The organism is Brevundimonas sp., assembly GCF_036400995.1.
Taxonomy (GTDB): Bacteria; Pseudomonadota; Alphaproteobacteria; order Caulobacterales; family Caulobacteraceae; genus Brevundimonas.
This window is the reverse complement of sequence record NZ_DASWWG010000008.1, coordinates 1-26,060: the sequence shown is the minus strand read 5'-3', so window position 1 is coordinate 26,060 and position 26,060 is coordinate 1. Positions and strand designations below refer to the sequence as shown.

General features: G+C 67.9%; 24 protein-coding genes. 1 reads left to right on the top strand and 23 read right to left on the bottom strand.

The window, feature by feature from the left end; genetic code table 11:
• Positions 1 to 13: 13 nt before the first annotated feature.
• The 22 genes from VGE03_RS01000 to gmd form a co-directional block, all read right to left on the bottom strand.
• Positions 14 to 574, bottom strand: coding sequence for a sugar transferase (locus VGE03_RS01000; RefSeq protein WP_331044602.1), 561 nt, complete (start codon positions 572 to 574; stop codon positions 14 to 16).
• 4 nt (positions 575 to 578) lie between these two features.
• Positions 579 to 2,054 carry an aminotransferase class I/II-fold pyridoxal phosphate-dependent enzyme gene (locus tag VGE03_RS00995; protein WP_331044601.1) on the bottom strand — a complete coding sequence of 492 codons (1,476 nt, stop codon included), beginning with the start codon at positions 2,052 to 2,054 and terminating at the stop codon, positions 579 to 581.
• Positions 2,055 to 2,663 (bottom strand): NeuD/PglB/VioB family sugar acetyltransferase, encoded by a 609-nt coding sequence (locus VGE03_RS00990; RefSeq protein WP_331044600.1) that lies wholly within the window; start codon positions 2,661 to 2,663, stop codon positions 2,055 to 2,057. It lies immediately after the preceding gene.
• Position 2,664: 1 nt separating this feature from the next.
• Positions 2,665 to 3,798 (bottom strand): UDP-N-acetylglucosamine 2-epimerase, encoded by a 1,134-nt coding sequence (gene neuC, locus VGE03_RS00985; protein ID WP_331044599.1) that lies wholly within the window; start codon positions 3,796 to 3,798, stop codon positions 2,665 to 2,667.
• The gene (gene neuB, locus VGE03_RS00980) at positions 3,798 to 4,844 is read right to left on the bottom strand and encodes an N-acetylneuraminate synthase (RefSeq protein ID WP_331044598.1); all 1,047 of its coding nucleotides are present in this window, start codon (positions 4,842 to 4,844) and stop codon (positions 3,798 to 3,800) included. The genes neuC and neuB overlap by 1 nt, the downstream gene beginning before the upstream one ends.
• A 71-nt stretch (positions 4,845 to 4,915) precedes the next feature.
• Positions 4,916 to 5,818, bottom strand: coding sequence for an NAD-dependent epimerase/dehydratase family protein (locus VGE03_RS00975; RefSeq protein ID WP_331044597.1), 903 nt, complete (start codon positions 5,816 to 5,818; stop codon positions 4,916 to 4,918).
• Positions 5,808 to 7,817, bottom strand: coding sequence for an acyltransferase family protein (locus VGE03_RS00970; RefSeq protein WP_331044596.1), 2,010 nt, complete (start codon positions 7,815 to 7,817; stop codon positions 5,808 to 5,810). Before VGE03_RS00970 ends, VGE03_RS00975 begins: the two co-directional genes overlap by 11 nt.
• Positions 7,817 to 9,166, bottom strand: a complete 1,350-nt coding sequence (locus tag VGE03_RS00965; protein WP_331044595.1) for a hypothetical protein — start codon at positions 9,164 to 9,166, stop codon at positions 7,817 to 7,819. The genes VGE03_RS00970 and VGE03_RS00965 overlap by 1 nt, the downstream gene beginning before the upstream one ends.
• 34 nt (positions 9,167 to 9,200) lie before the next feature.
• Complete coding sequence (locus tag VGE03_RS00960; RefSeq protein ID WP_331044594.1) at positions 9,201 to 10,295, bottom strand: hypothetical protein; 1,095 nt, start codon at positions 10,293 to 10,295, stop codon at positions 9,201 to 9,203.
• Between the two features lie 153 nt (positions 10,296 to 10,448).
• Positions 10,449 to 11,888: a hypothetical protein gene (locus VGE03_RS00955; RefSeq protein ID WP_331044593.1), complete on the bottom strand. Its 1,440-nt coding sequence runs from the start codon at positions 11,886 to 11,888 to the stop codon at positions 10,449 to 10,451.
• Entirely contained in the window at positions 11,885 to 13,123 is a 1,239-nt protein-coding gene (locus VGE03_RS00950) for a lipopolysaccharide biosynthesis protein (RefSeq protein ID WP_331044592.1), read from the bottom strand. The genes VGE03_RS00955 and VGE03_RS00950 overlap by 4 nt, the downstream gene beginning before the upstream one ends.
• Positions 13,120 to 13,932 carry an SDR family oxidoreductase gene (locus VGE03_RS00945; protein WP_331044591.1) on the bottom strand — a complete coding sequence of 271 codons (813 nt, stop codon included), beginning with the start codon at positions 13,930 to 13,932 and terminating at the stop codon, positions 13,120 to 13,122. Before VGE03_RS00945 ends, VGE03_RS00950 begins: the two co-directional genes overlap by 4 nt.
• Positions 13,932 to 15,323 carry a glutamate-1-semialdehyde 2,1-aminomutase gene (locus VGE03_RS00940; RefSeq protein ID WP_331044590.1) on the bottom strand — a complete coding sequence of 464 codons (1,392 nt, stop codon included), beginning with the start codon at positions 15,321 to 15,323 and terminating at the stop codon, positions 13,932 to 13,934. The genes VGE03_RS00945 and VGE03_RS00940 overlap by 1 nt, the downstream gene beginning before the upstream one ends.
• 13 nt (positions 15,324 to 15,336) lie before the next feature.
• On the bottom strand, positions 15,337 to 16,002 hold the full coding sequence (locus tag VGE03_RS00935; RefSeq protein WP_331044589.1) for a hypothetical protein: 666 nt from the start codon (positions 16,000 to 16,002) through the stop codon (positions 15,337 to 15,339).
• Positions 15,999 to 16,844 (bottom strand): sterol desaturase family protein, encoded by an 846-nt coding sequence (locus VGE03_RS00930; protein WP_331044588.1) that lies wholly within the window; start codon positions 16,842 to 16,844, stop codon positions 15,999 to 16,001. The genes VGE03_RS00935 and VGE03_RS00930 overlap by 4 nt, the downstream gene beginning before the upstream one ends.
• Before the next feature lie 35 nt (positions 16,845 to 16,879).
• Positions 16,880 to 17,656: an imidazole glycerol phosphate synthase cyclase subunit gene (locus VGE03_RS00925; protein WP_331044587.1), complete on the bottom strand. Its 777-nt coding sequence runs from the start codon at positions 17,654 to 17,656 to the stop codon at positions 16,880 to 16,882.
• Positions 17,656 to 18,276, bottom strand: coding sequence for an imidazole glycerol phosphate synthase subunit HisH (gene hisH / locus VGE03_RS00920; protein ID WP_331044586.1), 621 nt, complete (start codon positions 18,274 to 18,276; stop codon positions 17,656 to 17,658). The genes VGE03_RS00925 and hisH overlap by 1 nt, the downstream gene beginning before the upstream one ends.
• A gap of 13 nt (positions 18,277 to 18,289) precedes the next feature.
• Entirely contained in the window at positions 18,290 to 19,453 is a 1,164-nt protein-coding gene (locus tag VGE03_RS00915) for an N-acetyl sugar amidotransferase (protein ID WP_331044585.1), read from the bottom strand.
• 2 nt (positions 19,454 to 19,455) lie between these two features.
• Positions 19,456 to 20,205, bottom strand: a complete 750-nt coding sequence (locus tag VGE03_RS00910) for an acylneuraminate cytidylyltransferase family protein (protein WP_331044584.1) — start codon at positions 20,203 to 20,205, stop codon at positions 19,456 to 19,458.
• Positions 20,202 to 21,002: a glycosyltransferase family 2 protein gene (locus tag VGE03_RS00905; RefSeq protein ID WP_331044583.1), complete on the bottom strand. Its 801-nt coding sequence runs from the start codon at positions 21,000 to 21,002 to the stop codon at positions 20,202 to 20,204. Before VGE03_RS00905 ends, VGE03_RS00910 begins: the two co-directional genes overlap by 4 nt.
• Complete coding sequence (locus VGE03_RS00900) at positions 21,002 to 21,478, bottom strand: dTDP-4-dehydrorhamnose 3,5-epimerase family protein (protein WP_331044582.1); 477 nt, start codon at positions 21,476 to 21,478, stop codon at positions 21,002 to 21,004. Before VGE03_RS00900 ends, VGE03_RS00905 begins: the two co-directional genes overlap by 1 nt.
• A gap of 3 nt (positions 21,479 to 21,481) precedes the next feature.
• Entirely contained in the window at positions 21,482 to 22,600 is a 1,119-nt protein-coding gene (gene gmd, locus VGE03_RS00895) for a GDP-mannose 4,6-dehydratase (RefSeq protein WP_331044581.1), read from the bottom strand.
• 227 nt (positions 22,601 to 22,827) lie between these two features.
• Between gmd and VGE03_RS00890 the strand changes: the two genes are divergently transcribed.
• Entirely contained in the window at positions 22,828 to 24,114 is a 1,287-nt protein-coding gene (locus tag VGE03_RS00890; protein WP_331044580.1) for a cystathionine gamma-synthase family protein, read from the top strand.
• Positions 24,115 to 24,159: 45 nt separating this feature from the next.
• Here the strand turns inward: VGE03_RS00890 and acs are convergent.
• Positions 24,160 to 26,060: acetate--CoA ligase (acs, locus tag VGE03_RS00885; protein WP_331044579.1), on the bottom strand; the 1,901-nt coding region annotated here is incomplete at its 5' end.

Genomic DNA, 26,060 nt, shown 5'->3' with positions numbered 1-26,060 from the left:
CCGTACGTCCCGGTCAGTGCGAGATGTCGCGCGCACCCAGCACCTTGCCGACGGTCAGCCAGATGGTCTTCAGGTCCATTCCGAACGAGCGGTTCTGAAGGTACTCGAGATCCAGGGCGACCTTGTCCGGAATGGACAGCTCGTCCCGTCCGTTCACCTGGGCCCAGCCGGTCAGGCCGGGACGCAGGGTGTGGACCCCCTTCTCGGTGCGCAGGGCGATCAGGTCGTCCTGGTTGAACAGGGCCGGCCGCGGGCCGACGATCGACATGTCGCCGACGAAGATGCTCCACAGCTGGGGCAGCTCATCCAGGCTCGACTTGCGCAGGAAGCCGCCGATGGGCGTCAGCCAGGCGGTGGTGTCGGTGAGCAGATGGGTGGCGACCGCCGGGGTCTCGGTCCGCATCGAGCGGAATTTGGGCATGCGGAACAGCTTGTTGTCCCGGCCCACCCGGTCCGACCAGTAGATCGCCGGCCCCTTGGACGTCGCCTTCACGGCGATCGCGGTCGCCAGCATGACCGGCGACAGGGCGATCAGGGCGCCGCCCGCCATCACGAAATCAAACGCGCGCTTCACGGGGTCACCGGGCCTTCAGGATGCCGCGCATGGCGTCGATAATCCGGTCGATCTCGGCCCGGGTCATGTTGGACCCTGAGGGCATGCAGAGGCCCTCGTCGAAGATGCGGTCCGACACCGGCTCATTGCCGTGGGCGAAGTGGCGGCAGCCGGCGAAGACGGGCTGCAGGTGCATCGGCTTCCAGACGGGGCGGGCCTCGATCATCTCGTCGGCGAGGCGCTGGATGACCTCCGCCGCGCTGACGCCGGTGATCGCCGGGTCCAGCGTCAGGGCCGAGAGCCAGCGGTTGGACCAACTCCACTCCGGCTCGGGCTGCCACTCCAGGCCGGGGATGCCGTTCAGGCCTTCGCGGTAGGCGTCGTGCACGGCGCGGCGGGCCTCGACCCGGTCGCCCAGCACCTGCAACTGGCCGCGTCCGACGCCCGCGAGGATGTTCGACATGCGGTAGTTGAAGCCGATCTGGCTGTGCTGGTAGTGCGGCGCCGGATCGCGGGCCTGGGTCGACAGGAAGCGGGCCTGTTTGATCAGGGCCTCGTCGTCGGACACCAGCATGCCGCCGCCCGAGGTGGTGATGATCTTGTTGCCGTTGAACGAGAAGACGCCCATCAGGCCGAACGAGCCGGAGGCCTTGCCCTTGTAGGTCGCGCCCAGGCTTTCGGCGGCGTCCTCGATCATCGGCACGCCGTAGCGGTTACAGAGCTCCAGGATCGGATCCATGTCGGCCGACTGGCCGTACAGGTTCACGACGATGACCGCCTTGGGCATCCAGCCCTCGGCCTTCGCCGCGTCAAAGGCGCGCTCCAGCGCCACCGGCGACATGTTCCAGCTGTCCGGCTCGCTGTCGATGAAGACCGGCTCGCCGCCTTCATAGACGATGGGGTTGGCCGAGGCCGCGAAGGTCAGGGTCGAGCAGAAGACCTTGTCACCGCGCTGAACACCCAGCATCCGCACCGCCAGATGGATGGCGGCCGTTCCGGACGACAGGGCGGCGGCGTGCTGCACGCCCGCCAGCCCGGCGATCTCGCGCTCGAAGGCGTCTACGTTGGGGCCCAGCGGGGCGATCCAGTTGGTCCGGAAGGCCTCTTCCACGAAATGCAGTTCGGCCTCGCCCATGTGCGGGGTCGACAGCAGGATCGGGGCGCCGATGTCGCGGCGGTTCAGCACGCGGACGACCCGGCCCTCGCCGTCGATCAGCGGCAGGTGGTTGATCTCGTGCTGGTCCATCAGGCCGAGCGCGGCCTTGCGGGTGACTTCCTCGGGCGCGGTGACGGAGGCGAGGTCGGGCAGGCCCTCGAGGGTGTCGCTCATCTCGGCGCCCGCCAACAGCAGGCGGCGCAGGTCGCCGTCAGTCACCGTGCGCAGGAAGCGCCGCTCCTCATCGACCAGCAGCAGCATCTGCATGCCGGAGGTGTTGATGGTCTCCATCGCGTCGCGGATGGTCGCGGTCCGGGGAGCGCTGAAGGCTTCGACTTCGGTCATTCAGGAGGCTTTCGGGGCGGCGGGAACGCCGGTCCAGGTCTGGTGGGCGGCCACGTCGCGGGTCACGACCGCACCGGCGCCGATGGTCACGTCGTCGCCGATCGCCACGCCGGGCAGGACGACCGCGCCGGCGCCGACCAGGCAGCGCGCGCCGACGGTGACCCCGCCGCCGAGGCTGGCGTTGGGCGCGATGTGGGTGAAGTCTCCGACGGCGCAGTCATGGTCGACGACGGCGCCGTGATTGACGATGACGCCCCGTCCGATGATCGCCTTCGGGCCGAGAACCGCGGCGGCCGCGATGAAGCTGCCGTCCGAGACGAGGGCGAAGCGGGACACGGTCGCCGCCGGATGGATCACGGTCAGGGCCGCGCCGCCGGCGCTCCCGGCCTCCGCGGTCAGGCGCTCGCGGATCGCGGCGGCGCCGATGGCTACATGAAACGACAGCCCCGCCAGCGAGGGGGCGACCGCCGGCGCCTCCACGGTCAGGCCGAGCAGGTCGGGCGCGGGGGCGTCGGCGCGGGCCGTCACGCCGGACAGGTTCGTCCCGCTTTCCAGCAGGGCGTCCAGCACCACCTTCGCATGCCCGCCGGCGCCGATCAGATGGATCATCTCAGTACCCGTTGACCTTCATCATCAGGGCCGCGTCCAGCGGGACGGAGGCCAGCAATCGGGCGATGCGCGGCCCGGCCTGACCGTCGCCATAGACGTTCACCGGCGCAAGCCGTCCTTTCGCCAGCAGGTCGGTGATCCCGGCGGCCAGGGCGGCCTCGGTCGCCTCGACGTCGCGGACGTTGGCGTTGCGCTCGCGCAGGTTCTGGCGCGGACCGACATTCAGCACCGGCGTGCCGAAGCTTGCGGCCTCGATGATCCCGGCGCTGGAGTTGCCGATCATCAGGTCCGCATGGGCCATGGCGGCGATGAAGGCGGGGCGGGCCAGATGGGTGCGCACGGTGATGTCCCGCGTCCCCTTCGCCTCGGTCAGGACGGCGCGGACCCCGTCGCTGCCCGCGTCGGCGTTGGGCATCAGGGCCAGCACCTGCAGACCGGCGTCGGTCAGACCCTTCAGGATCCGACGCGCGTCGTCAGGGGCGGTCGCGGCCTCCTGCAGCACCGGGTGATAGACCATCAGGGCGAAGCGGCGCTCCGGGTCCAGTCCGTGCAGGCGGGTGACCTCGGTCAGGTCCGGCAGTTCGGCGTCGACCAGCCCGTCGAGGCCGGGCGCGCCGGTGACGTGAATGTTGGCCGGGTTCTCGCCCATCCGCGCCAGCCGGTCGGCGGCTTCCTGCGTGGCGGTAAAGTGCAGGTGGCTGAGCTTGGAAATGGCGTGGCGCACCGGCTCGTCCACCGTGCCCGACCGCTCGCCGCCGTGGATGTGGGCGACGGGGATGTTCAGGTGGATGGCCGCCAACGCCCCGGCCAGCATCTCGCCCCGGTCGCCCAGCAGCAGGACCACGTCCGGCCGCTCGGATTCCAGCGCGTCTGTGAAGGCGGTGACCATGGTCCCCAGATTGCGCGCCATCGTCGCGCCCGTCGCGGGCTCCAGCGGAACCGGCACGCGGGCGGCGATGCGCAGGCCCGCCGCCTCGATCTCGTCCGCCGTGTGACCATAGGCCTGCGACAGATGCATGCCGGTGACGATCACCGACAGGTCCAGCTCCAGATGGTCGCGCAGGATCTGCAGCGTCGAGCGCATCAGGCCGAAGTCGGCGCGGGTGCCGCTGATGTAGCAGATGCGGCGATCCATCAGATCAGGGCCTCGCCGGACAACAGGTCCCAGGTCAGCGGCTGGCCCGCCTCGACATCCGCCTGAAGGGCGCGGCCGGGCAGGGTGTGGAAGAAGCGCGGCGCGATGCCGGAGGCCGGGCGCAGCAGGATCAGGTCGGCCTCGGTCAGGACATGACCGGCGGGCAGGGCCGTCCGGGCCATGACCGAGCGACGGGCCACGGCGCGGACGGGCAGTTCGGCGGCGGTCGGCGCCTTCACCGGCGAGCCGAGCGCCTGTTCGACATCGCGGATCTGACGCACCAGATCGGTCAGCTGTTCGACGGTCAGGGAGGCGCGGTGGTCCGGGCCGGGCAGGGTGACGTCGAGGGTGAAATGCTTCTCGATCACCGTCGCGCCCAGGGCCACGGCGGCGGTCGACACCGCGAGGCCCAGCGTGTGGTCCGAATAGCCGACCGGCAGGCCGGTGACCTCGCCGATGGTGCGCATGGCGCGCAGGTTCACGTCGGTCGGCGCGGCCGGGTAGTTGGAGGTGCAGTGCAGGATGGTCAGCACCTGATCCAGCGGCGCGGCCAGGCCGTGTTTCGCGCGGGTCCCGGCGATGACGGCGACGGCGTCGGTGATCTCCTCCATCGTGGCCATGCCGGTCGAGACGATCAGCGGGCGATCCTTGGCCGCCAGATGACGCAGGAAGGGATGGTTCACGATCTCGCCCGACGGGACCTTGATCCGCGCCATGCCCGAGGCGACGAGGAAGTCCGCCGCCTCCTCGTCGAAGGGCGTGGACATGAACTCGACGCCGACCTCGGCGCAGCGCGCGATCAGGCGGTGGTGGAGGCCTTCCGACATCTCCAGCGCCTTCAGCATCTCGTGCTGGTTGCCCTCGCCGGTCTCGCGCTTCTGGTAGTCAGCCTTCTCCGCGCCGGGCGCCGCCAGCTTGTCGGCCGAGAAGGTCTGGAACTTGACTGCGTCCGCCCCGGCCGCCTTCGCGGCGTCGACCATGGCCAGCGCCCGGTCGGCGTCGCCGTTATGGTTCACGCCGGCTTCGGCGATGATGAAGACGCTCAACGGCTCCTCCCGGATAGCAGACCCGTCTAGCCCAAGCCTCGCTGGACAGGTAGCGGCAGATTGCGTCGCGGCTACGAAACCGGGGGCGACCAGTTCAGGGTCCGGCGGGTGTGGGCGATATCCACCTCCAGATCGCCGAACAGCTGGGACGCCATGGCGCCCTTGCCGATCAGCTTCAGCGGCAGGGCCAGCAGCGCCGTCGGAACCGGCAGCAGGGTCAGGGCGCGCCCCTGCGCGGCGGCCATCTGTTCCAGCAGGGTGCGGGTCGAGACGGGGGCCCCGTCGCTGACGAGGAAGGTCTGACCCGCCGCCGCGGGGTGGTCGATGACCACGTCGATCAGGTCGCACAGGGTCTCGCGAGAGACCAGGTCGCGGCGGTTCCGGTTGGCCAGTCCGAAGGGCAGGGGCAGGCCCTTGGCGATGACCTTGTTCAGGGTCGCCAGATTGCCCTTGGGCTCCGGCCCGGTGATCAGCGGCGGGCGGATGATCACGATCTCCAGCCGCGTCTCATAGGCGACCCTGTGCAGATCGCCCTCGGCTTCGGACTTGGAGACGGCGTAGGGCGAGTGCGGCTCCGGCGTGTCGTCGTGGCGGAAGGGCGCCCCTTGGGTCTCGGCGCCGTTCACCCCGATGCTGGAGATGAAGATGAACCGCCGCACGCCGGCCGCCGCGGCCTGGAGCGCCAGCGCCGTCGTGGCGTCCCGGTTCACCGCGCGGAACTGGACCAGCGGGTCGGCGGCCGTCTCCTTCAGCACATGGGCGCGGGCGGCGCAGTGAACGACGGTGTCGACGCCCTCCAGCGCGGCGGACCAGTCGGTGTCGACGGACAGGTCGCCGACGGCGACCGCGCCGGGACCGGGATGGGCGCGGACCGCGCCCCGCACCGACCGACCCGAGGCGATCAGTCGCTCGACGACGGCCTTGCCCAGAAAGCCGGTGGCGCCAGTGACCAGAACCTTGCGGTCAGCGGGCATCGGCAGGCTCAGGGGCGGCTCGGGGCAGGATCAGTTCGCCGCGCTTCTCTTCCTCGGTGATGAAGCGGCGGGCACCCTCGGCGCTGAAGTGATTGTCGTCGAAATACATCGACCGGCCGCCGATCAGGGAGGCGCAGCGCTCCGGCCCGCAAACGGTGTCGGCGGTGTTCAGCAGGCTGACGTTCGGCAGGGCGTCGAGGCGGCGCAGCACCGGGAGGATGTAGGCGTTACGCTGCTCATAGAAGGCGCGGGTGGTCCCGGTGACGCGGGTCGCGTCGTTCGGATCGCCGGTGAAGGTGTAGCGCTCCACATGGGTCGGCAGGTCCGGGATCGGAGCCATCAGATGGACCCGTTTGCCCGAAGCGGTCAGGCGCTGGACGATCGCGGTCAGGCTGGCGACGTAGCGCTCGCGCGCCTGTGCCGGCGGCAGGTCGGTCAGGAAGTTCGGCGCCATGTTGGGGACATGCGGATAGCTCCTCGTCTGGTCGCCCGACAGGTAGAAGCTGTGGCGGAAGGCGAGGATCACATCGGTGATCTCGCGATCCTTCTCGAGGTAGGGGATGGCCTTGTTCATCCAGGCGGTGCAGCCCGGATTGGCCGACTGGAAGGTCAGCGCCGCCTGACAGCCGGTGAAGGTCAGGTGCAGGACGCCTTCGTTCGCCGGACGCAGGCGCTGGGCCAGAGCATAGGCGACCTCGACCCCGTGGCTGTCGCCCAGCACGGCCCAGTGGACGGTACTGGACACGAAGTAGCGGCAGGCGCTTTCGGGGCCCCGCGCGTCGACGCCCTCGACGTGGCACTGGTCGCGGATGGGGCTGGGCGCGCCGCTGGCGGCGACGGCGAGGCTCTTCTCACTGAAGCGCTGGGGGAAGCCCTTGGCGAAATGCCCGGCCAGACCCGCCGCGCCCAACAGGGTCGAGCCGATGAAGAACAGGGCGTAGATCTGCAGGCGGCTGAACCGGTCCTTCGACCGGAACGGCGCCTCGACGTATTTCCACGACAGCCAGGCCAGGCCGAAGGTGGCGGCGATCAGAGCGGCGTAGGCGGGCCAGCCGTGCTCGGCGAAGCCCTGCATCCGCGACAGGGCGTAGAGCGGCTGGTGCCACAGATAGGCGCTGTAGGAGAGCAGGCCGATGAAGACGAACGGGCGGCTGGCCAGCACCCGGCCGGTCACCGTGTCGGGGCGCGCCATCAGGATCAGTAGGGCCGTGCCGAGGACCGGCGGCACGGCGCTCCAGCCCGGGAACAGGGTGGTGCTGTCGTAGAGCCAGATCGGTATCAGGATCATCGCCGCCGCCAGCAACTCGATCACCGGACCGGCGAAGCGGATGCGGGTCAGGGCGGGACGCCAGCGCGCCTCGTGCATGGCGATAAAGACGCCGAACAGCAGCTCCCACGCCCGCATCGGCGTGAGGAAGAAGGCCATCATCTGCTCGCGCGGGGCGTAGTCCAGACAGAGCCAGAGCGAGACCAGCAGGCCTAGGCCCATGAGGACGTCGAGCAGCCATTTGCGGCCCCAGCCCGCGACGATCGCGAGGAAAGGGAAGAAGATGTAGTACTGCTCCTCGACCGACAGGCTCCACATGTGGGTCAGTGGGAACAGCTCGGCGTTGCCGCCGAAATAGCCGCTCTTCAGCCAGAAGAAGATGTTAGAGGCGAAGACCGTCGTGGCGATCAGGCTCTGGGCGTAGGTCTGCAGCTGCTCGGGCGGCAGGATGATCCACGAGGCGACGCTGGTCGCGATCAGGGTCACGAACAGGGCCGGGAAGATGCGGCGGATGCGCCGCTCGTAAAAGTCGACGAAGGTGAACTTCTTCTGGGACAGCTCGCGCAGGATGATCGACGAGATCAGATAGCCGCTGATGACGAAGAAGACGTCGACCCCGACGTAGCCGCCCGTCGCCGCGCCCAGATTGGTGTGGAACAGGATGACCGCGACGACGGCGACGGCGCGAAGGCCGTCGATCTCGGGTCTGTAAGCCCTCCCCCCGGCGGCCATCAGGCGGGGATCCGCGGTCGCATGGGCCGGGGACCGGCGGGGCGGCGAACCACCTTGGCCGTCATGAAGGCGGCGACCAGCCAGAGGTGGGTGACGAAGCCGTTCGAGAAGCCGATGGGCGTGTTGATTAGGCTGAAGAAGATGCCGACGGTGACGAAGGGCACGATCAGCAGCCAGCGCGGGTCCTGCCCTCGCTTGACCTGACCGTAGACCTTGCCGGCCAGCCAGCCCCAGATAAGGCAGGGGATCAGGCCGAAGAATTTCAGATCGACGTACAGCGAACCGAAGGCCGAGGGCAGGAAGCCGTAGGTGTTCATCTGCAGCAGCACGGCATAGCCGTCGGCGATGAAGTTGCCATTGACCCGGCGCAGTAGGGCTGCGGCCAGGTCGATGCCGTAGCCGCCCAGCAGCATGCCGCCGTCATAGCTGGTGAAGATGGCGTTCGACATCACCAGCCCCTGCACCAGGTACCAGACGAAGATGAAGATCATATAGGCGCCGTCCAGACCGAAGACGCCGAAGATCAAGTCCGAGAAATGGCCGTCGAAATTGACGCCCCAGCGGGTGCTGGCCACGCCGAACATGCCCTCGATCCCGCCGACCACATCGGCGCGGGCGATGAAGACTTGGACGAAGTAGACGAAGAAGACGGCGCCCAGCAGGCCGATGCCGGCCTTGGCTGGAGTCGACAGGCGGAAGGGCTTGCGGACCGGGCGACCGGGCGCGGCGCGGCGGGTCGGGACGGCGCGCTTGGGCTTGGTCTTGAACAGCTGGCTGCGCAGGGCGAAGCCGTAGATCAGCATCAGCAGGGCGTAGAACAGCGGGGCGCGACCGCCCATGGCCAGAGAGGTCAGCACCACCGGCGCCATGCCGAAGACGCCGATGCGCCACAGCACGGGACGGGACCGGAAGGCGACCTCGCGCACGATGTACACATAGCCCGCCGGATAGGTAAGGAAGGCCAGCTGGAACCAGAGAGTCGAATCCGACTCCCCGCCCGCCAGCAGGGCGCCGGCGCGGTCCGAGCGGGCTTGATAGGCGGCGGCGAGATCAAGCACGTTGCGGCCCTGGACATCCAGCAGGGCGCCCAGGATGGCGATGATGGCGGCGACCATCAGTATGCGGTCGGTCAGCCGGAAGTCGATGGCGACATCGGTGGGCCGGGGGCGCTGCGCCTGCGGCCGGGCGGCCACCAAGGCGCCGGTGCAGAAGGTGGCGATGAACAGAATCAGGATCATGAAGCCGTACAGCGTCATGACCCGTCCCTCGAGCTGGAACGGCAGGATGTAGAAGGCCGCGATGCAGCCCGTCCACACCATCAGCATCAGGGCGGCCGGATGGAATTTCATTCTGGTGCCTTTCGCCGCGCGGTCGGAACGACCGTCAGCCGATCACGCAGGTGATGACCCGGCGCTCGCCGTCCTCAACCATGCCGCCGCGGTGAATGCCCTTGGTGTCGAACAGGACGATGGAGCCCTTGCCCGCCTTTACCTTCCACAGGCCCTGACCGATCTCGCGGCCCAGGGCGGATTCCGGGGTCAGGTCGTTGCCGAACGACCCCTTCTGGCGAAGCTTCTTCGGCAGGGCGGCGAACAGGGCGCGGGCATTGGCGTCGGTCCCGGCCAGGCCGTTGGAGTCGTTGGCCTCGCAGATCAGGTCGTCGACGCGGCTGATGGCGATGCGGTTCGAGCCGACGACGTAGCTGAACGGGCCTGAGCGGTCGTCCACGTCGGTCATGTAGAAGATGGCCTTCAGGTCGCCGCCCGAGGCGTCTCGGTGGCAGTAGGCGGTCGGTGGCAGGGTGGACAGCTCGGCATCCGGGAAGATGTCGCGCCAGAAGGTGTCGCTGGTGTCGTTGATCTGCGGATTGACGTCGATAAGCCCGGCCTTGCGGCCCAGATAGGCCGAGGCGACGTCGAACACGCCCGCCTCGCGCAGGGTGGCCTCGACGACGTCGAAAAGGTCGCGCTGGCTGGTGCGGCTGGCCTGACCGCGCGATTCCTCGAACTGGCGCTGACCGTTCGACTTGCCACGCCGGGCCTTCAGCTTGTCGAACTCGGGCTGGGCCACGCCAGCGAGGGCTTCATAGCGGTCGGCAGGCATGGTCACGACGTGGATGCCGTGCTCGCCCAGACGGCCCTGATCGCCGGTGGCGGCGCGCCGTTGAGCGCGGTCATCGCCGCGGAAGAGGTTGCGAGCGGCGGCGCCGGCGAACTTCATCCGACCGCCGAGGGATTTGTCGGCGCGGGTGTCGTGCGGAATGAACTCGTAGCGGATGGCCCGCTTGAACAGCAGCTTGGCCATGCTGACGCCGAAGATGGTCAGGGCCTTGGCGCGAGAGGCCGCCGACGGGGTCCGGACGTAGACGCCATAGGCGGCGTGCTTGTCGTATTCGACCAGCTCCGGCGACCAACTGGCGAGGCCGACGGGCTTCACGGCCTGATCGGGTTCGACGCCAAGGTAAACGGGTTGAGCCATCTGGCAGTATCCTCGACCGATCCGTCGGACCGCCGCTCCGGAGCCGTTCCGGGGGACGTGAAACCCGCGAGACGCGGGTCCTGCCGACCCCTTGAGTTAGTAGCTAGGCCAGGGGGGCGAGGCAAGCGCGCCCGGGGCCGCAGGCCGGGGAACTCAGTTCAGCGGCGAGCCGTCATGGGCGCCGCCGCCTTGCGGCATGTGGCTTCCGTGCCAGTCCTCGCCCTCGGGGCCGAGCAGGCGCAGGCGTTCGCCCAGACGGCGGCCCAGCTCGGCCGCGGCCGGATTGGGGCTGGCGGGATCGAAGCCGCGGAACGAGAAGAAGTCGGCGTCGAAGCTGCCCTGCAGCAGGTTGGCGATGATCCGGGCCTGACGGGCGCGCAGGGGATCGGGCGCGGCGCGGGCGGCGACGGTCTGCGGCAGGGTCTCCAGATCGGCCCAGCGGTGCAGCACCACGAAGTCGTCGGCGGTGACGTAATAGGCCTCGCCGGTGACCGAGACATTGCCCAGCAGCCCGGCCTGCAGGCCCAGGGTGCCGGTGGCCGTCACATTGACCCCGCAGCGGGCCAGCAGGGCGTTGCCGCTGACCTCGTAGGGCACGATGACGACGTTCGGGAAGGCCTTCAGCCGGTCCAGCAACTGCGTCTGGCGGAAGCCGAACTGCAGCGGGTGGTCCTTGACCACGATCTGGTAGCCGGCGGCGGTCATGCCGCGGGCGATCTCGACCAGCATGTCTTCATGGCGGACCAGATCGAGGTCCTCGATCCAGTAGTCGATGGCCGCCTCGGGGAAGAGCTGCAGGCCGTACAGGACCCGCTTCTCCTTCGGGAAGGCCTCGACCTTCTGTTCCCAGTCGGGCTCGACCATGCCGGTGACGCGCACGTCCGACCACTTCGCCTTGTGGCCGAGCCAGGGCTGGGCGTCGACGTAATGGGTGTTCAGCGGATCGCGCCGGGCCCAGGCGTAGAGCTGGAAGAAGGCGGCGCGGACGCGGAAATAGCCGAGGGTCTTCACGAACCGGGCGGGGGTGTAGGCGGCCTGACCCTGCACATAGGCGGGGGTGAACAGGGGATCGGCGATCTCGCGGATGCGGGCCTCGACGTCGGCGGCCTCGGGCTCGGCGCGGGCGGTGATCAGCCGGCCCCGGTGCATCAGCATGCACATGCCCGGCAGGGCGCTGGCGGTGACCTCGAAATAGGGCAGGCCGCGCTTGCGGGCGAGGCGGGCCAGCACATCCTGGTTGTAATTGTCGATCGGGAAGCTGATCACATAGCCGGGCCGGATCGCGTCCAGTTGGGCCTGCATGGCGTCGGCCATGGCCAGCGCCATCGCCGAGGCCTTGCGCACCGGCAGCCAGCGCAGCACCCGGCAGCGGGCGATCACGTCGATCACCTCGGACGCCGACAGCAGGGCCGAGGCGGTGTCCCGCGCGGCGTAGCGGGCGCGGTAGGCGCGGTAATAGTCATCGGTGATCGAGGCGTCGCCCTGTCCGCGGCGATCGGTCAGCACGGTCACCTTGTCGAAGCCCAGATGGGCGCCGACATGGCTCCACCAGCTATGGGTCCGGTGGATGGCGTAGATCAGGGCGCTGGTCATGACTGCAGTCTTCGGACGGCCCGGCTGACGAGCACGAGATAGAGGGCCGAGGTGGCGATGGTGGCGAAGGCGGCGCCGTATACCCCGAACCGCCAGGTCAGGACCACCAGCAGCACCGCGCCGACGGCGAAGGCGATCCCCTGCGAGACGAGGATATGCCGCTCATCGTGGCGGGCGTTCAGGATCAGGGCGTGGAAGTCGGCGGCCGCGCGCAGGACGAAGCCGACCAGAAGGGCGGCCATCAGCGCCAGCGACAGGTGGAACCGCTCGGACCAGACATGGCCGGTGACCACGTCCGCGCCCCAGGCGAGCAGCAGCAGCAGGGGCACGCCGACGACGGTCTTCAGATACTCGCGCAGCACCCGGCGGCGCAGGTGCGGGATGTCGTGGCTCTTCGCCTCGGCGAAGATGGCCGGGGTGATCCGGTTGAACGACGCGATGTTGAAGGCCTGGTAGGCGAAGGACACCAGCAGGGTGTGGCGGAAATACTGGCCGGTCTGCTCGAAGCTCATCAGCCCGCCGACGGCCAGCCGGTCGAACTGCAGGATCAGGATGGCGATCAGGCCGATCAGGAAATGGGTCAGGGACGCCCTGTGCTGGCCCAGAATGTCGACGCTGAAGCGGAAGGGCTCGGTCCGGCGGTCGGCCTGGTTCAGGCGCGCGAACATCACCGCCAGCCCCGCGGTGCACAACACCGCGCCGACGGTCCAGAGCTGCATCACGAACAGCAGGTCGAAGCCGTCCCGGGCGAACAGGGCCCGGTACAGGACGACGAGCGCCAGCAGGCTGTTCTTGGCCGCGACCACCACCAGCATCGGATAGTAGCGGTGGTTGATCAGGGCGTACTGGTAGGCCTGGTTGGACAGGTGCTCGCCGACGACCACCACCACCGCCAGCAGCAGGATCAGCGGGCTCGCGTGGGTCCACAGCAGGACCGCCAGCACGAACAGCGGGACCATGATCGCCCAGTTGAAGGCGAAGAATTTCAGCGCCTGCACGACATGGCGGTCGAACACCCCGTGCGCCTCGCCCGCCGAGCGGCGCTGGATGTCGATGTGGCGCTCGAAATTGAAGGCGAAGGCGAACAGCCCGACCAGGGTGGCGATCAGGCCGAACCGGCCCGCCTGCGCGATCTGCAAGCCATAGGTCGCCGTCAGGATGAAGGCGGCGCGGGCTCCCACGTCGACCAGCTTCACCCCGACCAGAAACAGGTCGCGCCTGCGTTGGGTGGTCACCAGGCGGTCCACCCGCCGTCGACCGCCAGAACCTGACCGGTCACATAGGACGAGGCCTCGCTGGCCAGGAACAGGAGCGGCGGGGCCATCTCCTCGCCCTTGGCCATCCGGCCCATCGGGACGCGGGCGGAGTATTTGTCCCCGAACACCGAGTTCTGGCCGCTGGAGACGCCGCCGGGCACGAGGCAGTTCACCCGGATGCCCTTGTCGGCCCAGTGGGTGGCCAGCCACTTCGTCAGGCCGACGACCGCCGCCTTGGACGCCGAATAGACGGCCGGGGTGTTGATCGGGCCGCCCAGATAGTCCGAGCCTTCGTAGATGCGGCTGTCGGGGCCGACGAGGCCGTAGATGGAGGCGGTCTGGATCACCCGACCGCCGCGACCGGCCTTCAGCATCTCCCGGCCGACCGCCTGCGCCATCAGGAACATGCCGTCGATGTTGACGCTCATCACCTCGCGCCAGACGTCGAGGCTGTAGGTCTCGAACGGCTCGAAGAAGGCGCGCACGTCGGCGGTCTTGGTGGCCGCGTTGTTGACCAGCACGTCGATGCGGCCGAACCGCGCCATGACCGCGTCCACCGCCGCCTGCACCGAAGCCGGATCGGAGACGTCGCAGCCGAAGCCGGCGCAGGCGTCGCCCAGATCGGCGGCGGTCTGTTTCGCGGCGTCCTCGAACAGGTCGACCACGGCCACCTGCGCGCCCGCCTCGGCCAGCGCACGGCAGAACAGCTTGCCGAGGATGCCCGCGCCGCCGGTGACCAGCGCGACCTGTCCGTCCAGCCGGGTGGAGGCGAACGTGGGGGCGGTCATCAGTTGTGCGTCCGGAAGACCGGCTTGATCGCCGGGCCGTTCAGTTGCGTCTCGACGCCCGCGTCCAGCGCCTGTTTGTAGACGCCAAGCGCGCCGTCGAAGGCGTCCAGCGTGGTGGCCAGTTCGGCGTCGCCGTGCGCCTGCGAAATCGCCAGCCAGGGCATCATCACCCCGCGCTTCAGCATCTCCTGCGCGAACAGGGTGCGCATCGGCAGGGACGGCGCGCCGGATGCGTCGCGGGTGACGTAGTTCAGGGCGACCGCCGGGCCTTCCATGAAGACGTGGTCCTGCAGCCCGTGACGGCCCGCGACCTCGGCAAGGCCCGCCTTCAGCTTCGCGCCGTAGGTCCAGATGTGGCCGGGCACGTCCTCGGCGGCGTTGATGCGGGTGGCTTCGACGAAGGCGCCCAGGGCTGGCATTTCCGCGCCGTGGGTCGAGGACAGCAGGAAGGTCCGCTCCATCCCCGGCTTGTCGATGGAGCCGACCTCCATGAACTCGCGCTTGCCCACCACGGCGGCCAGCGAGAAGCCGTTGGCCATCGCCTTGCCGTAGGTGGCCAGGTCGGCCTCGATGCCGAACACCTCCTGCGCGCCCTTCAGATGCCAGCGGAAGCCGGTGATCATCTCGTCCAGAATGAACAGGGCGCCGTTGGCGTGGGCCAGATCGCGCACCTGATGCAGGAAGCCGCCCGCATAGTGGTCGGGGCCGAAGGACGGCTCGGGCGGCAGGCCCGGATCGCCGTTGGCCAGATGCGGCCAGATGTGGGTCGACGGCTCCAGCATCACCGCGGCGATCTGGTCGGGATACTGGTCGAACAGGGCCCTCAGCGAGCCGAGGTCGTTGTAGTCGAACACCAGCGTCGTCGCCGCGTGATCGTCCAGCGTGCCGCGCTTGATGGCGGTGACGCCGATGAACCAGTCGTCGAACGAGAAGAAGGGATGCTGGCGCGGCACGCAGACGTAGCGGCGGCCGGTGTAGGCGCGGGCGATCTTCACCGCCGCGGTGGTCACGTTGGAGCCGTTCTTGCCGAACTTGACCATCTCCGCGCAGGGGATCAGGTCGCAGATCAGTTCGGCCGCTTCCAGCTCGATCTCCGTGGCGCGCGTCAGGTTCACGCCGTTCTCGATCTGGCGGATGGCGGCGGCGTTCACCCGGTCGTCGGCATAGCCGATGGTCACCGCCCGCAGCGCCATGCCGTAGTCGAGGTACCTGTTGCCGTGGGTGTCCCAGACATGGGCGCCCTTGCCCTTGCTCAGGACCGGCGGCGCAATCGACGGGAACTGGTCATCGCCGCGCGAATAGGTGTGGGCCCCGCCCGGAATGGCCCTGTGCAGCCGGCGGCGCAGTTCCGCGAAATCGGCTTCGGCGTTGGTCTTGGGTTCAGTCGTCATCGGGTCCGGATCCTCACACCCGCCACAGCGGGTAGGGCTTGTCCTGGCGTTTCAGCGTCGCGGTCTTGGGGCCGCCTATGTAGAGCGTATGGTCGGGCAGGTCGCGATCGAGCACCAGCGATTCTGTGGCGATCTGACAGTGGTCGCCGATTGTGCAGCCGCCCAGCACGGCGCTGCCCGGGCGCAGGGTCACGTGCTTGCCGAAGGTCGGATAGACGTCCTTGTTCGAGCCGACGCCGCAGCGCTGGTAGGCGACGAAGAAGTCGCTGTAGGTCCCGCGTCCCAGCACGGTCGCCAGCGGGTGGACCAGCAGGAACACCGACGGCAGTTCAACCTCGTAGAAGGCGTCGACGCCGTGCAGCGCCTTGTTCAGAAGGAACAGCTTCGAACAGGTCGAGGCCGGGCCGCCCTGCCGGAACAGCTCGTTCGACAGCAGGTACAGCCACATGGCGTACTGGTCGCCGTGCAGATGGCTGAACACGGCGGTCTCGCCGTCGAAGAAGTATTTGTTGTCGACGTGGCTGAAGCAGTGCTCCAGCCGGGACAGGGCCACGGTGACCGCGGGCATCAGATCGTCCGCCTCGACCACGTCCGGATCGGGGAACATGGCGTTCAGCTGGTTGGCGGCATAGGTCGCCAGACCGCGTGCATCGAGGCTGGAACGGACACGCAGGGTCATGCGGCGGTCTCCATGGTCGAGCCGGCCCGCTTCGCGCGCGCCAGCTTCCACAGGCCATGGATCGGGGCGACCTGACCATACAGGAAATCCTGCGGGATCTTCTCGTGGTGCAGGCCGTAGGTCAGCGGCTTGTCGCCCCTCGGAACATGGGTGCCGAACATCCGGTCCCAGATGGCGAAGACGCCCGCGAAATTGCGGTCGATGTGCTCGGGCGCATCCGAATGGTGGACGCCATGGTAGCTGGGCGAGACGATCAGCCAGCCGAGCGGGCCGTAGGTCCAGTTCTGTCCGGAATGCTCCAGACAGGAGCGCAGCACCATCAGCAGATACAGCGCCAGCGGCACGGTCGCCGAGCCGGTGATGACGCCGATCGGGAACAGGACCACCATGTCCAGCAACCGGTCCAGCAGCGGGAAGCGGAAGCGGGTGAAGACGTTCAGCTCGCTCTGCGAATGGTGGACCTTGTGGAACTGCCACAGCACCGGCCAGGCGTGCTTCCACCGGTGCAGCCAGTAGGCGCCGAAGTCGGCCGCGATCAGGGTCACGACCAGCTTCAGCCACAGGGGCGCGGCGGCGACCGCGTCCAGCCGCAGCCAGGGCAGGTGGGCGTCGATGCCGGCGTTGAGGCTCGCCGCGACCGGCGCGAGCACCAACAGGGCCTCGAGATGGCTGAGCTCCAGCACCGCATACAGCACGTCCGTGCGCACGTTGCGGGAGGTGTAGCGCTTCAGGACATCCCGGCGCTGGATCAGTTCAGCGACGATGACCAGCGTCAGGGCGAGGGCCAGGACGGCGTAGAAGGCCAGTTCCGCGCCGATGTTGCGCACGGCGGCGCTCGCCACCCTGACCGCCAGATCCTGTACCCCCCCGAAGTCCATCAGGACCGGCTGCCCTTCTGGTTCCGGACGAAGACCCCGTTCGTCGCCAGATAGGTTCGGACCTTGATCGGGCTGTGGTCGGTGAAGATGAACATCGACGAGATGGTGATCGCCGACGCCCCCGCGTCCAGCGCCTGTTTGCAGTCGGCCAGCGAGCCCGCGCCCGAGGAGGCGATCAGCGGGATCGACAGCTTGTTCGACAGGTCGGCGATCAGGTCCAGATCATAGCCGTTCATCATCCCGTCGCGGTCGATGGACGACATCAGGATTTCGCCGGCGTGCAGGTCCTGCATCCGCTGGGCGAACTCGACCGGATCGTGGTGGGTCGGGGTCGTGCCGCCGCGGCCGACCACGCGCTTCTTGCCGAACTCGTCGGCCTGATAGTCGATGGAGACCACGATGCACTGGTCGCCGAACCGGCTGGCGGCCTGGGTGATGAAGTCCGGGGTCTCGATGGCGGCGGTGTTGATGCTGACCTTGTCGGCGCCGCTCTTCAGCAGGCTTTCGATCTGCTCCAGCGTCGTCACGCCGCCGCCGACGGTCAGGGGCACGAAGACCTCCTCGGCCACCCGCTCGATGACGTTGCCGGTGACGACCCGGCCCTCGTTGGTGGCGTCGATGTCGACGAACAGCAGTTCGTCCACGCCGTAGGAGTCATAGACCTTGGCGGTCGAGACAGGGTTGCCCGCCTCGCGCTGATCGTCGTGGAACCGGCGCATCTTCACCAGACGGCCGCCGCGGATCAGGAATTTCGGGATGATCCGTTTCTTCAGCATCAGAATTCGTGCGCCAGCCAGTTCTGCAGCAGCTGCAGGCCGTTGTCCTGGCTCTTCTCCGGGTGGAACTGGGCCGCGACCAGATTGCCGCGCCGCACCGCCGCGGTGAAGGGGCCGCCGTGATCGCAGGTGCCCGCCACGTCCGCCGGATCGGCGCAGACCATGTGGAAGGAGTGGACGAAATAGTAGTCGCTCTCGCCCGACGGCAGGCCCTTGAACAGCCATTCGTCCGGCGCGAAGGAGACGGCGTTCCAGCCGACGTGCGGGACCTTGGCCGGGCGCTGCACCTGCAGGGGGCGGATCTCGGCGTCCAGCCAGCCGAGGCCTTCGTGCTCGCCGTGCTCGAAGCTCCTTTTCGCGAACAGCTGCATGCCCAGGCAGACGCCCAGCACCGGCTTCTTCACCTCCAGCGCCAGCCGGTCCAGCACCGGGCGCAGGCCCTTGGCGTCGATGGCGGCCATGGCGTCGCCGAAGGCGCCCACGCCGGGCAGGACCAGCCGGTCCGCCTCTTCCAGCTCGTCGAAGTCGGCGGTCACCACCGCATCCTCGCCGATGTACTCGAAGGCGTTCATCAGCGAACGGACGTTGCCCATGCCGTAGTCGATGATGGCGATGGTCATCGGGCGCGGTCTCCTACTTGGGCGGGCCGACCTTGAGGTCGCTCAGGTCGGTGCGGTCCCACTTGTCGAAGTCCGGCATGACGTCGCCGGTCTCGAGGTTCTTGCGGTCGAACTTCCACGGGTGGACCTGGTGCGGGGCCAGGATGTCGTAGAACTCGTCCTCGGTGATCTGCAGATGCTGCAGGAACCAGTCCATCGAGGCCGGGCGCTTGCCGTCGTACTTGGCCTCGATCTCCAGCGCCTCCTCGCGGGTCTTGCGACCGTTGCGGATGTCGATGGACAGCAGGTGGTTGGCCCGGCCGTAACCGCGCTTCACATACTTCGACCAGTCGCGCATGCCCTGGAAGGTGCACTCGATCTTCTCGTAGTCGTACTCGGGCGGCACGCCCTCGACTTCCTGGCCCTTCCAGCCGAGCTCCTTCTTGATCAGCTCGACGTTCGCCTTGGTGTCCCACTCGATGTAGTTGCCCAGGCAGATCGACTGGACCTTGAGTTTGATCAGGTCCTTGCGCTTCGGATAGTCGAACATCCACAGGTCGCGGCGTTCCACGCGCCCCTGCAGGAACTCGTACATGTCGTCCGCCGTGATCCCCTGGTTCATCAGGCGGTTGAAGCGCTTCTCGTCGACCTCCTCCATTTCCTCGAAGGTGTACCAGCTGTGGTACTCGGCCGTGCTTTCGCCCCAGAACAGCAGCGGCACCTCGAAGCGGACGGCCATGTGCATGACGCCCGAATAGATGCCCGTGTGGCAGTGCCAGCAGAAGTCGCCGCGGCGCTTGAAGCTCTCCAGCATCAGCTCACGCACGACATGGAAGTTCGGCGTGAACTCGACCACGTCGCAGCCCAGCTGCTTGAAGACCGAGGTGTTGTTCTCCTCGACCAGCGGCCGGTAACCCCAGTGGTTGTAGCGGACCACCAGCGGCTTAAGCTTCAGCACCTTGATGATGTAGTAGAGCTGGAAGACCGAGTCCTTGCCGCCCGAATAGGGGACGATGCAGTCGTACAGGCCCTTGCCCTTGTGGGCGGCCACGATCTCTTCCAGCTGCCGGCCGCGGTCGGCCCAGTCGATCTTGTCCTGCTTGAACTCGACCTGACGGCAGACCGAGCACACGCCCTCGTCATCGTAGGTGATGGTGTCGACCGTCTCGGGGGTCAGGCAACGGGTGCACTTGCGCATGGTCATTCCGCGCCGGACGGGGAGGTCCGGCCTTCCTCAAGGATCGTATCAAGGTTGGAGGCGATCGCCTCGATGCAAATGAAGTCGACCAGATCGTCGACCTCCTGCGCCTTGTGGCGCGCGCTTTCGTAGCCCAGCGTCCGGGCATGGCAGAAGCCCCGTTCGCGTCTCAGGGCCTCGACGGTCGAGATGTAGAGGGTCCCGTCCAGCGAGAACAACGGCTCGATATCCTGCCGGCGGGGCATCTCGCCGAAGCTGGCCGAGGCGTAGGGGGTGATGCCGCCCTGTCCGTCCTTGCGCACGGCGAAGGCGGGATGGGTGGCCTCCAGCTTCGACACGCCGACGATGGCGTCCGCATCCGCGGCGACCAGCTGGGCCAGCGCCGCATCGACGTCCGACCCTTCGGTCAGGGGCGAGGTCGGCTCCAGCAGGACGATGTAATCATAGGCCTCGCCCGCCTCGGCCAGGGTGTCGACGGCGTGCAGGATGAAGCCGATGGACGGGGCCGTGTCGCTGGCCAGTTCGGCCGGGCGCAGGAAGGGGGCGTCGGCGCCGTACTCGACCGCGATGTCGGCGAAGGCCTGGCTGTCGGTCGAGATGATCACCCGGTCGACACGGGTCGAGGCGCGCGCGGCCGCGATGGGCCAAGCCAGCAGGGGCTTGCCCGCCAGCATCCGGACGTTCTTGCCCGGCAGGCCCTTGGAGCCCGCGCGGGCCGGGACGATGGCGAGGACGCGCTTGCCGTCGATCATTTGCCGCCGGCTCCGGCGATGTCGGGCGCCTTCACGAACGGGGCGCGGGCGCGCTGGACCGAGCGGTCCAGCACCTTGTGGGCGAAGAACAGCGCCTTGGGGTAGTTCAGCCCGTGCGCCTGCTGGCTGGCGCGGATCTCGTCGTTCTGGCGGATGATGCTGGAGGCGTTGCCGCCGGTCGCCCCGCCCGAGCGCATCCGCACCCAGATGCTGGGGATGTAGAGCGACTTCACCCGGTGGACGTAGAAGGTCCGCAGCATGAAGTCATAATCGGCCGCCAGCCTGTAGGCGGTGTCGAACCCGCCGACCTTGTCATAGACGCTGCGGCGCAGGAACAGGGTCGGGTGGGCCGGGATGAAGCCGCGGCGCAGGTTCTCGACCGTGGCCGGGCGCGACTTCCAGTGTCGCTCGATCTTCGAGGTGTCGACCGGATCGACATAGACCAGATCGCCGTGCACGGCCTCCAGCTCCGGATCGGCCTCGAAGGCCGCCATGACCTCCGAAAGGGCCTCGGGCGTGCAGTAGTAGTCGTCCGAGTTGATGAAGCCGATCACGTCGCCGGTCGCCCGAGACAGGCCCTTGTTGTAGGCGTCGTAGATGCCCTTGTCCGGCTCGGACACGGCGGAGGTGACGCGCTGGCCCTCGCGCGCGACGATCTCCATCGTCTCGTCCTTCGAGCCGCCGTCGACGACCAGATATTCGAAGTCCGGATAGGTCTGGGCGTTCACCGAGCGCAGGGTGTCGGCGATCGTCCGGGCGCTGTTGTAGCTGGCGGTGATCAGGGAAAGCTTGGTCATCACTCTGCTCCGGGCGTCGGCAGGGGCGGCGCCGCGCGGTCCTTGTCCGACAGGATCACTGTGTCCACGCCCAGCAGGGCCGGGAGGCGGTCGGCGATGGACCAGGCCTCTTCCGACGCCTCATCGTATCCGCCGTCGCACGCATACTCAAAGAGGGTGTCTTCCAGGGCGTAGAAACCGTGGGCGTACTGTTCGTCGATGCGCACCCAGCCGTCGGCGGGGGTCAGGGTGGCGGTCTTCAGCGCGAGCATCGGGTCGTCCAGATCGACGACGATGTCCACGATCCGGCCCTCGACCACGCGGATCACCTTGGTCTGGGGCGAGGGCGCGCGCTGGACGTGCAGGCCGCGGAAGACGCCCTGCTTCGAGAACGAGCGCTTCAGCACCATGGCGTCGCTCTCGTAGAGGACCTCCAGCCAGCCGCGGTTGTCCTCGCGCCGGTGCGCGGTGCTGTCGAGACGGACGAACGGGTCCACCGGTCAGCTCCAGTCGGCGGTCTTGAGCAGCAGCGCCTTGCGGGCGGCCAGCAGGTCGGCCTCCATCATCTCGTCGACCATTTCCTCGAAGGTGATCTCGGGCTCCCAGCCCAGTTTCGCCTTCGCCTTCGACGGATCGCCCAGCAGGGTCTCCACCTCGGTCGGACGGAAGTAGCGCGGATCGACCCGGATGATCGTCTGGCCTTCCTTGATGGCCGGGCAGCGGGTCACCGCATGGGCCGGGTCAACGCTCTCGACGATGCCGACCTCGTCCACGCCCGTGCCTTCCCAGCGCAGGGTCACGCCGATGCGAGCCGCCGAGACCTCGACGAACCGGCGCACGCTGTACTGCTTGCCGGTGGCGATGACGTAGTCGTCCGGCTCATCCTGCTGCAGCATCATCCACTGCATGCGGACATAGTCCTTGGCGTGGCCCCAGTCGCGCAGGGCGTCCATATTGCCCAGGTACAGGCAGTCGCTCAGGCCTTGCGCAATTTCGCCCAGACCACGGGTGATCTTGCGGGTGACGAAGGTCTCGCCGCGGCGCTCGCTCTCGTGATTGAACAGGATGCCGTTGCAGGCGAAAATTCCGTAGGCCTCGCGGTAGTTCACGCACATCCAGTAGGCGAACATCTTCGACACCGCATACGGGCTGCGCGGGTAGAAGGGCGTGGTCTCCGACTGGATCGGCTCCTGCACCAGTCCGTACAGTTCCGACGTCGAGGCCTGGTAGAATTTGGTCTTCTTCTCCAGCCCCAGCAGACGGATCGCCTCCAGCAGGCGCAGGGTGCCCAGCGCATCCACGTCGGCGGTGTATTCCGGCGTCTCGAAGCTGACGGCCACGTGGCTCTGGGCGCCGAGGTTGTAGATTTCGTCCGGCTGCACCTCCTGAATGATCCGCACCAGGTTCGAGGTGTCGGTCAGGTCGCCGAAATGCATCTGGAAGCGCACGTCCGCGTCGTGCAGGTCCTGATAGATGTGGTCCACGCGGTCGGTGTTGAACAGCGACGACCGGCGCTTGATGCCGTGGACTTCGTAACCTTTCTCGAGAAGCAGTTCCGCCAGATAGGAGCCGTCCTGGCCCGTGATTCCGGTGATCAGCGCGGTCTTCTTGGTCGTCATCGGGCCTTCCAGACAATCTCAAACGGAGGGCGCGCGGACGCGGCAGGCGTCGCCCGGGAACCCCCCGCTTCGGGCTTTGCCGGGCTTCAACGCACAGCTTGGGTGTACGATCCGTCGGCCGCGAACTGTCTAGGCGTGATTTGTGACAATGGCCAGCGACGGCGCCGCGGTGCAGCGTGACACCTTCTGACGCGGGCCCTAGGAGGCGCCCCGGAGGAGACCCCAGTATGAGTCGTCACAAGAGCCGCTCGATCGGCCAGCGTTCGCTTTCGCCTGAAACCCTGATGATGGGCTACGGCTATGATCCCGCCCTGTCAGAGGGCTCCATCAAGGCCCCGATCTTCCAGACCTCGACCTTCGTCTTCCGCTCTGCCGAGGACGGCAAGCGCTTCTTCGAGGTCGCCTACGGCCTGCGCGAGAAGGATCCGGAGGAGGCTCTGGGGCTGATCTATTCGCGGATCAACAACCCCAACCTCGAAATCCTCGAGGATCGCCTCGCGGTCTGGGACGGCGCGGACAAGGCGCTGGTCTTCTCCAGCGGCATGGCGGCCATCTCGACCACCATTCTGGCGCTCAGCCGTCCGAACGACGTGGTCGTCTATACGGCCCCGGCCTACGGCGGCACCGAGTACCTGTTCGACCGCATCCTGCCGCGCATGGGCGTGCAGACCGTCAGCGTCGCCGACTGCGGCGAGGGCGAGGGGCTGAACCGCGCGATCCTTGAGGCGGCCGGGACTGCGAAGTCACGCGGCGGGCGGCTGGCGGCGGTCTATGTCGAGACCCCGGCCAATCCGACCAACCAGCTGATCGACCTCGAGGCGGCCGCCGCCGCGATCAAGGCGCTGGATCAGGCCGAGCCCCCGCCGCTGGTGGTGGACAATACCTTCCTCGGCCCCCTGTGGCAGAAGCCGCTGGAGCACGGGGCGGACCTGATCCTCTACTCCCTGACCAAATATGTCGGCGGCCACTCCGACCTGATCGCGGGCGCCTGTCTCGGTCGCGCCGACCTGATGGGCCGGGTGGCCGAGATGCGCACCATCTGCGGCACGATCACCGACGCCCATACCGCCTGGCTGCTGACCCGCAGTCTGGAGACCCTGCATATCCGCATGGAGCGGTCGCAGCAGAATGCGGTCGAACTGGTCAGCCGCCTGCGCGGCCACCCGAAGATCGAGGCGGTGCTGGACGCCGGCGGCGCCGAGAGCTCGCCAGCCCAGCAGGCTGTCTTCGCGCGTCAGTGCTCCGGCCCGGGCTCGACCTTCTCGATCCGGCTCAGGGGCGGCGAGGCCGAGGCCTTCCGGATGCTGAACGCCCTGCAGCTGTTCAAGCTGGCCGTGTCGCTGGGCGGGACCGAGAGCCTGGCCTCCCATCCGTCCAGCACCACCCACTCGGACTATACGCCCGAGGCCAAGGCACGCTGCGGCATCGGCGACAATCTGGTCCGCCTGTCGGTCGGGATCGAGAACGTGGAAGACCTGCACGCCGACCTGATGCAGGCGCTGGAAGCGGTCTAGGGCGAAATCTGGGTTCGGATTGATCCGATCCGAACCGATAATGGTCTAGGCCGCTCCCGCCCGGTTCTTCACCAGATCCTCGACGACCGACGGGTCGGCGAGGGTCGAGGTGTCGCCCAGGGCGCCGATCTCGTTCTCGGCGATCTTTCTCAAAATCCGCCGCATGATCTTGCCCGAGCGGGTCTTGGGCAGGCCCGGGGCCCACTGGATGACGTCGGGGGCGGCGATGGGGCCGATCTCGAGCCGGACCTGGGCGACCAGGGCCGTGCGCAGGGCGTCGGTGGCCACCACCCCCTTGTTCAGGGTGACGTAGGCGTAGATGCCCTGGCCCTTGATGTCGTGGGGGAAGCCGACGACGGCGGCCTCGGCCACGGCTTCGTGCAGGACCAGGGCGCTCTCGACCTCGGCCGTGCCCATGCGGTGGCCCGAGACGTTGATGACGTCATCGACCCGGCCGGTGATCCAGTAGTCGCCGTCGGCGTCGCGGCGGCAGCCGTCGCCGGTGAAATACTTGCCCGGATAGGTCGAGAAATAGGTCTCGAAGAAGCGCTGGTGATCGCCATAGACGGTGCGCATCTGGCCCGGCCAGCTGTCGGTGATGCACAGATTGCCCTCGGTCGCGCCCTCCAGCACGGCGCCTTCGGCGTCCACGATCTGCAGCTCGACGCCCGGCAGGGGCCTGGTGGCCGAGCCGGGCTTGAGGTCGGTGGCGCCCGGCAGGGGCGAGATCAGCACGCCGCCGGTTTCGGTCTGCCACCAGGTGTCGACGATGGGCAGGCGGCCGTCGCCGACCACCTCTCGATACCAGCGCCAGGCCTCGGGGTTGATCGGCTCGCCGACGCTGCCCAGCAGGCGCAGGCTCTTGCGGCTGGTCGTTTTCACCGGCGCGTCGCCTTCGCGCATCAGCGAGCGCAGGGCCGTGGGGGCGGTATAGAAGATCTCGACCTTGTGCTTATCGATGACCTCCCAGAAGCGGCTGACGCTCGGATAGTTGGGCACGCCCTCGAACAACAGGGTCGTGGCCCCGTTGGCCAGGGGGCCGTAGACGCCATAGGAGTGGCCCGTCACCCAGCCCACGTCGGCGGTGCACCAGAAGACCTCGCCGGGACGGTAATCGAAGACCAGTTCGTGGGTGTAGCTGGCCCAGAACAGATAGCCGCCGGTGGTGTGCAGCACGCCCTTGGGTTTGCCGGTCGAACCGGAGGTGTAGAGGATGAACAGGGGATCCTCGGCCTGCATCGGCTCGGGATGGCAATGGGTCGTGACCTTGGCGGCCTCGGTCTCATAGTCCCGGTCGCGGCCCTCGATGAAGCCCACGTCCGCGCCGGTGTGGCGGATCAGCAGGACGCCGTCCACGCCCGCGACCTTTTCCAGCGCCTTGTCGACATTGGCCTTCAGCGGCACCTTCTTGCCGCCGCGGCAGCCCTCGTCGGCGGTGATGACGAAGGTCGAGCCGCAGTCCTCGATGCGCCCGGCGATGCTGTCGGGCGAGAAGCCGCCGAAGATGACCGAGTGGACCGCGCCGATGCGGGCGCAGGCCAGCATGGCGTAGGCGGCCTCGGGGATCATGGGCAGATAGATGGTGACGCGGTCGCCCTTCTGAACGCCGTTGGCCTTGAGCACATTGGCCATGCGGCAGACGCGTTCATGCAACTGGCCGTAGGTGACGTGCTCGCTGTCGGTCGGCTCGTCGCCTTCCCAGATGATGGCGACATCGTTTTCGCGATGGGGCAGGTGGCGATCGATGCAGTTGGCCGAGACGTTCAGCACCCCGTCCTCGAACCAGCGGATGCGGAAGTCTTCCTTGGCGAAGGAGACGTCCTTGATCTTCGACGGGAAGGTCATCCAGTCGAGGCGTTTGGCCTGTTCGCCCCAGTAGGCTTCGGGCGTTTCGCGCGCCGCGATCCGGGCCGCCTCATAGGCGTCGCGGTCCATGTGCGCGCGGG

What these genes read in the sequence shown, in the direction of transcription:
- VGE03_RS00995 (WP_331044601.1), bottom strand. Translation starts at nt 2,054, where the DNA reads ATGACCGAAGTCGAAGCCTTCAGCGCTCCCCGGACCGCGACCATCCGC.
- VGE03_RS00990 (WP_331044600.1), bottom strand. Translation starts at nt 2,663, where the DNA reads ATGATCCATCTGATCGGCGCCGGCGGGCATGCGAAGGTGGTGCTGGAC.
- neuC (WP_331044599.1), bottom strand. Translation starts at nt 3,798, where the DNA reads ATGGATCGCCGCATCTGCTACATCAGCGGCACCCGCGCCGACTTCGGC.
- VGE03_RS00975 (WP_331044597.1), bottom strand. Translation starts at nt 5,818, where the DNA reads ATGCCCGCTGACCGCAAGGTTCTGGTCACTGGCGCCACCGGCTTTCTG.
- VGE03_RS00970 (WP_331044596.1), bottom strand. Translation starts at nt 7,817, where the DNA reads ATGGCCGCCGGGGGGAGGGCTTACAGACCCGAGATCGACGGCCTTCGC.
- VGE03_RS00965 (WP_331044595.1), bottom strand. Translation starts at nt 9,166, where the DNA reads ATGAAATTCCATCCGGCCGCCCTGATGCTGATGGTGTGGACGGGCTGC.
- VGE03_RS00960 (WP_331044594.1), bottom strand. Translation starts at nt 10,295, where the DNA reads ATGGCTCAACCCGTTTACCTTGGCGTCGAACCCGATCAGGCCGTGAAG.
- VGE03_RS00955 (WP_331044593.1), bottom strand. Translation starts at nt 11,888, where the DNA reads ATGACCAGCGCCCTGATCTACGCCATCCACCGGACCCATAGCTGGTGG.
- VGE03_RS00945 (WP_331044591.1), bottom strand. Translation starts at nt 13,932, where the DNA reads ATGACCGCCCCCACGTTCGCCTCCACCCGGCTGGACGGACAGGTCGCG.
- VGE03_RS00940 (WP_331044590.1), bottom strand. Translation starts at nt 15,323, where the DNA reads ATGACGACTGAACCCAAGACCAACGCCGAAGCCGATTTCGCGGAACTG.
- VGE03_RS00935 (WP_331044589.1), bottom strand. Translation starts at nt 16,002, where the DNA reads ATGACCCTGCGTGTCCGTTCCAGCCTCGATGCACGCGGTCTGGCGACC.
- VGE03_RS00925 (WP_331044587.1), bottom strand. Translation starts at nt 17,656, where the DNA reads ATGCTGAAGAAACGGATCATCCCGAAATTCCTGATCCGCGGCGGCCGT.
- hisH (WP_331044586.1), bottom strand. Translation starts at nt 18,276, where the DNA reads ATGACCATCGCCATCATCGACTACGGCATGGGCAACGTCCGTTCGCTG.
- VGE03_RS00915 (WP_331044585.1), bottom strand. Translation starts at nt 19,453, where the DNA reads ATGCGCAAGTGCACCCGTTGCCTGACCCCCGAGACGGTCGACACCATC.
- VGE03_RS00910 (WP_331044584.1), bottom strand. Translation starts at nt 20,205, where the DNA reads ATGATCGACGGCAAGCGCGTCCTCGCCATCGTCCCGGCCCGCGCGGGC.
- VGE03_RS00905 (WP_331044583.1), bottom strand. Translation starts at nt 21,002, where the DNA reads ATGACCAAGCTTTCCCTGATCACCGCCAGCTACAACAGCGCCCGGACG.
- gmd (WP_331044581.1), bottom strand. Translation starts at nt 22,600, where the DNA reads ATGACGACCAAGAAGACCGCGCTGATCACCGGAATCACGGGCCAGGAC.
- VGE03_RS00890 (WP_331044580.1), top strand. Translation starts at nt 22,828, where the DNA reads ATGAGTCGTCACAAGAGCCGCTCGATCGGCCAGCGTTCGCTTTCGCCT.